5 protein-coding genes are annotated in these 5,157 nt (G+C 71.8%); 3 read left to right on the plus strand and 2 right to left on the minus strand.

Features of this window, described 5'->3' with window-relative positions:
• Nucleotides 1-642 (plus strand): amidase family protein (locus AN216_RS10680; protein ID WP_244502409.1); only part of this gene is annotated, 642 nt, incomplete at its 5' end.
• A gap of 138 nt (nucleotides 643-780) precedes the next feature.
• Nucleotides 781-2,310 carry a GntP family permease gene (locus tag AN216_RS10685; protein ID WP_070196425.1) on the plus strand — a complete coding sequence of 510 codons (1,530 nt, stop codon included), beginning with the start codon at nucleotides 781-783 and terminating at the stop codon, nucleotides 2,308-2,310.
• A gap of 163 nt (nucleotides 2,311-2,473) precedes the next feature.
• Here the strand turns inward: AN216_RS10685 and AN216_RS10690 are convergent, their stop codons facing one another.
• Nucleotides 2,474-3,175 (minus strand): FadR/GntR family transcriptional regulator, encoded by a 702-nt coding sequence (locus AN216_RS10690; protein ID WP_070196426.1) that lies wholly within the window; start codon nucleotides 3,173-3,175, stop codon nucleotides 2,474-2,476.
• A 124-nt stretch (nucleotides 3,176-3,299) separates the two neighbouring features.
• Between AN216_RS10690 and AN216_RS10695 the strand changes: the two genes are divergently transcribed.
• Nucleotides 3,300-3,881 carry a gluconokinase gene (locus AN216_RS10695; RefSeq protein WP_070196427.1) on the plus strand — a complete coding sequence of 194 codons (582 nt, stop codon included), beginning with the start codon at nucleotides 3,300-3,302 and terminating at the stop codon, nucleotides 3,879-3,881.
• A gap of 137 nt (nucleotides 3,882-4,018) precedes the next feature.
• Here AN216_RS10695 and AN216_RS10700 read toward each other — a convergent pair.
• Nucleotides 4,019-5,157, minus strand: a 1,139-nt coding sequence (locus AN216_RS10700) for an acyltransferase family protein (protein ID WP_070196428.1), incomplete at its 5' end; no start/stop codon positions are given.

The following is a 5,157-nucleotide window of genomic DNA, read 5'->3' on the forward strand; positions in this document are numbered from 1 at the left end:
GCGCTGTCCTTCCGTACCGCGTTCACCGCCACCGCCAAGCCGCTGCACCCGGTGGTACGGGCCAGGGTCACGGCGCTCGCCGAACGGCTCGCGGCGCTCGGACACGAGGTCGTGGCGGCCGATCCCCGCTACGGGCCGATCGGCCTGACCTTCGTGCCCCGCGCGTCCGTGGGCGTACGGGGCTGGACTGACCGCGCGCCGGACCAGGCGCTGCTGGACCCGCGTACCCGCTCGACCGCACGGATGGGACGGCTGCTCGGTGGTCCGGTGCTGCGGGTGGCGCGGGCGGCGGAGGGCCCGTTGCGGCGCCGGGTGGGCGCGTTGTTCCGGCGCTTCGACGTGCTGCTCACACCGACGACGGCCACGCCGCCCCCGCGGATCGGGGCGTTGGCGGCACTGTCCGGCTGGCAGACCGACCGCACGATGATCGCGCACTGTCCGTACGCCTGGCCGTGGAACGTGCTGGGCTGGCCGGGAGTCAACGTGCCGGCCGGCTTCACCGACGACGGGCTGCCGCTCGGCGCGCAGCTCCTGGGGCCGGCGAACAGTGAACCGCTGCTGGTGTCGCTGGCCGCCCAGTTGGAGGCGGACCAGCGCTGGGACACGCACTGGCCGGCGGGTTGGGGTGGCTCGGGGGGCTGAGCGGAGCGGTGGAGCGACGGCCGGGCCGACGCCCCGTGGGCATCATGCGTGATCAATCATATGACTTTTGGCTCGCACCCCTTGAATAGGTATGACGAATACCGTAGCTTCCGGTGCGTTCCTCGGTATGGAGTTGACATGGAAGCAATCGATCCGGTCTACGGCACGACCACGCTGTTGTTGATCGCCGCGGGCGCAGTCGCCCTCCTGTTGTTCCTGATCATGAAGGTGAAGCTGCACGCCTTCGTGTCGCTGGTCCTGGTCAGCGTGGTGACCGCGATCGCCGTCGGCTTCCCGCTCGCCGACATCCCGGACGCCCTGATGTACGGCTTCGCCGACACGCTCGGCTCGGTGGCTCTGCTGGTGGCCTTCGGCGTGATGCTCGGCCGGCTGTTGGAGGTGACCGGCGGGGCACAGGTGCTCGCCGACACCCTCATCACCCGGTTCGGCGAGCAACGCGCTCCACTGGCCCTCGGGGTGGCGGCGCTGCTCTTCGGCTTCCCGATCTTCTTCGACGCCGGCCTCGTGGTGTTCCTGCCGATCATCCTCACCGTCGCCCGGCGCTTCGGCGGATCACTCCTCTACTACGCGCTCCCCGCCGCCGGCGCGTTCGCCGCCATGCACGCCATCGTGCCGCCGCACCCCGGGCCTGTCGCCGCCGCGGACCAACTCGGCGGCGACATCGGGATCACGCTCCTGGCCGGCATCCCCATCGTGCTGCTCTCCTGGTACTTCGGGGTCTACCTGGTCTCCCGCTTCCTGGGGGCCCGGGTCCACGTACCGGTGGAGAACGTGGTCTTCGGGACCGTGCGCGACGAACGCGGTCGTACGGCGGAGCAGCGGGACGCCGAGGGCAAGGGCAGCGGCGAGAGCGGCGGCAAGGGCAGCGGCAGCGGCGAGGCCGGCGGCAAGGGAGCCTCGGGCCCGGCGGGCGAGCGGAAGCAGTCGGGCGCGGGATCCGCCGTCGCGGACCTCGGCCACCGGCCGCCCCGGTTCCTCACCGTGCTCGGACTCCTGCTGATCCCGCTGGTGTTGATCTCCTGCGACACGGTGCTGGACACCCTGGGCACCGCCGGCACGCTGGACGCGGACCAGGGCTGGGCGGCCTTCCTGGGACTGCTGGGCAACACCCCGGTCGCCCTGATGATCACCGTGCTGGCAGCGGTGCTGGTGCTCGGCAAGCCCCGCACCTCGATGGACCGGGTACGTACGATCGTCGACGAGGCGCTCGGCCCGATCTGCGCCATCATCCTGATCACCGGGGCCGGTGGGATGTTCGGTGGGGTGCTCGAGTTGAGCGGCATCGGCAGCGCGCTCAGCTCCTCGCTCTCGGACCTCGGCATCTCGCTGATCCTGCAGGCGTTCATCATCGCCACCCTGCTGCGGGTGGCGCAGGGATCGGCCACGGTCGCCATCACCACCACCGGAGGGCTGATCGCCGGCTCGGTCTCGCAGGCACAGCTCGGGGACTTCCAGATCACGCTGCTCGTGGTGGCGATCGCCGCGGGCGCGACCGTGCTCTCGCACGTGAACGACTCGGGATTCTGGCTGGTCAGCCGGTTCTTCGGGATGGACGAGAAGACCACGCTCAAGACCTGGACGGTGATGGAGACGACGCTGGGAGTCTCGGCCTTCCTCATCGCGCTCGGACTCTGGGCGGTGTTCTGAGCGCCCGCCCGGCTGTTTCCCGCCGGGCTCCCGGACCCCCCTGAGTGGGGCCGCTCAGCCGGCGCCGCTGTCCCCCCCGCCCCCGGACAGCGGCGCCGGCGCGACTCGGGACTGGGGGGACGGGACTGGGGGCTCGCCGGGGTTGGGGTCCTGCCAGCGGCGCTCAGGGTGCCAGGATGTCCAGCTCGGCCATCGCGCCGACGGTGATCTCCCGGGTCAGCTCCTCGGCCCGCGGCGCGTTCCCCTCCCGTACGGCCTCCGCGACCCCCACATGCAGGGTGACCGCCGCCGGGTCGGGGTCGCTGAACATCACCTGGTGCTCGGTGCGCCCGGTGAGGACCGCGGCGACCACGTCGCCGAGCCGGGCGAACATCTCGTTTCCGGAGGCAGTCAACACCACGTTGTGAAAGGCGACGTCATGCACCAGGTAGCCCTCGAGCTGCTGCCCCTGCGAGGTGGCGACCATGCCCAGCGCGTGCTCGGTCAGCTTGGCGCACTGCTCGGGGGTGGCGTGCTCGGCGGCGAGCCGCGCGGCTACCGGCTCGACGGCGGAACGCAGCATGGTGAGCGAACGCAGCTGGCGGGGCCGGCCGGCGCCCTGCAGCCGCCAGGTGATCACCTGCGGGTCGAAGACGTTCCACTCCTCGGTCGGCCGCACGGTCACCCCCACCCGGCGCCGGGACTCCACCAGGTGCATGGACTCCAGGACGCGTATCGCCTCGCGCATCACGGTCCGCGACACCTCGTAGCGCGCCTCGAGTTCGTCCGTGCGCAACACGCTTCCCGGCGGGTAGTCGCCCCCCGTTATGGCGGGTCCCAGCGAGGCGAGCACTCGGGCGTGCAGTCCCTGCCGCTGTGTGTTCATACGCTCAGCCTACGGTGCTGGTACGGCCGGGAGCCCGAATTATGTATGACTTTTCCATCTCCTACGATGAATTACATCGTACTTAACGAGACGGGCCGTGGACCGTCCAGACAGGGAGGCGCGGATGACTCCGCCGCAGGTGGTGGTCGTGATGGGGGTGTCCGGCACTGGCAAGACCACGGTCGGTCGGCTGCTCGCCGACGAGCTGGCGGTGGCCTACGCCGAGGCCGACAGCTTCCACCCGCCGGCCAACATCGCGAAGATGTCCGCCGGCACCCCGCTCGACGACGCTGACCGGGAGCCGTGGCTGGATGCCATAGCCGCCTGGGCACGAGAGCGCGTCGAGCACGCCGGGGCCGCGACCTCGAGCCCGTACGGCGTGCGCGGCGTGCGGGGAGTGGTGAGCTGTTCGGCGCTCAAGCGGGCCTACCGGGACCGGCTGCGGGGCGCCGGCCCCGGCGTCTTCTTCCTGCACCTGGACGGGCCGCCCGAGCTGATCACCGAGCGGCTCGGTGGCCGGCAGGGTCACTTCATGCCGCGTACGCTCCTGGACTCGCAGTACGCCGACCTGCAGCCGTTGCAGGCGGACGAGGCCGGCGTCGTGCTGTCCGTGGCGGAGGACCCGGAGAGCATCGTCCGGAAGGCGGTCACCGCGTTGGAGCGGGCCGCCGGGGCGGACAACGGGTCGGGCCAGGCCACCGGCTGACCGGCGGGCGGGTCCGTGGGCCGCGCGCGGGCGGCGTACGCGCGGTGGCGTAGTCGTGATGCCGTACGCGGTCCGTCCGTACGCGGTCGTCGCGAAGAGCCGGCACGCCCCGCGCCGGGCGGAGGGCTCCGCCTGGCTCATCCCCGCGGGGGCGTCGTCAGCGCCCGCTTCAGCCGGGGTCCCAGGGGCCGCTCCACCAACCGGTGCAGCAGGTGGGCGAGAACCAGCAGGCCGCCGACGGTCAGTGGCAGCACGAGCCAGGACGGCAGTCCGAGCCAGCGGTACAGGAAGCGTACGGCGACCCACCCCAGATGCTCGTGCACCAGGTAGAAGGGGTAGGTCAGCGCGCCCGCCGTGGTCAGCCAGCGCCAGTTCGCCCAGCGCAGGTGCCCCAGCGCGACGGCGGCCACCAGCAGGAAGCCCAGGGTGACCACCGCGATGATCACGGTGGCGTGCCGGTACGCGAACCCCGGCTCGTCGGGTGGCCGCCACAGGTTTGCCACCACGAAGTGCTGCCCGAGCAGCCAGCCGGTCAGCACGATGGCCCAGGCGGTGGCGTCCCGGCGGCCGTACCGGTGAAGGAGGTACAACCCCATGCCGCCGATGAAGAACGGCGCGTGGTCCGGCAGCGCGAGCAGGGTCAGCGGCTCCCAGTCCGCCGCCCTGGCGAGCACGGCCACGAGGGTCCAGCCGGCGCAGAAGACCACGACCCGACGCCGCGTGGCACCGGGGATGACCACGAACAGCGTGAACAGCAGGTAGAACCGCAGCTCCACCCACAGTGTCCAGCAGACCCCCAGCACCCGGTCAGCGCCCGCCGGCTCCTGCAGCATGGTCAGGTTCACCAGCAGGTCGTTGGGCGGTACGGCGTCGAACACCACCCAGGGCAGCGCGAAGACCACGGTCGTCAGCAGCACCGCGGCCCAGTACGCGGGCATCAGACGGGCGAACCGGGAGGCCACGAAGGCTCGCGGGCCCCGACCCCAGCCGCTCATGCAGATCACGAAGCCACTGATCACGAAGAACACCTGGACGCCCAGCGAGCCGTACACCAACAGCTGGGACAGCGACGGGAACTGCACCGCCGGGGAACTGCCCCAGGCCGTCGAGACCTCGCCGTTGCGTCCGCCCAGGTGGTAGCCCGCCACCAGCAGCGCCGCGAGCAGCCGCAGTCCGTCCAGCGCACGCAGCCGTCCGTCCCCGGAGGCGGGCGGCGGCGCGGTGTGCGGCGGCGCGGTGTGCGGCGAGCCAGCGCGCGGCCCCGTGCCGCCCGGAC

Source organism: Streptomyces oceani (assembly GCF_001751245.1).
GTDB lineage: Bacteria > Actinomycetota > Actinomycetes > Streptomycetales > Streptomycetaceae > Streptomyces > Streptomyces oceani.

Excerpts from the sequence above, each read along its gene's own strand:
- AN216_RS10695 (WP_070196427.1), top strand. The coding sequence starts at position 3,300 with ATGACTCCGCCGCAGGTGGTGGTCGTGATGGGGGTGTCCGGCACTGGC.
- AN216_RS10685 (WP_070196425.1), top strand. The coding sequence starts at position 781 with ATGGAAGCAATCGATCCGGTCTACGGCACGACCACGCTGTTGTTGATC.
- AN216_RS10690 (WP_070196426.1), bottom strand. The coding sequence starts at position 3,175 with ATGAACACACAGCGGCAGGGACTGCACGCCCGAGTGCTCGCCTCGCTG.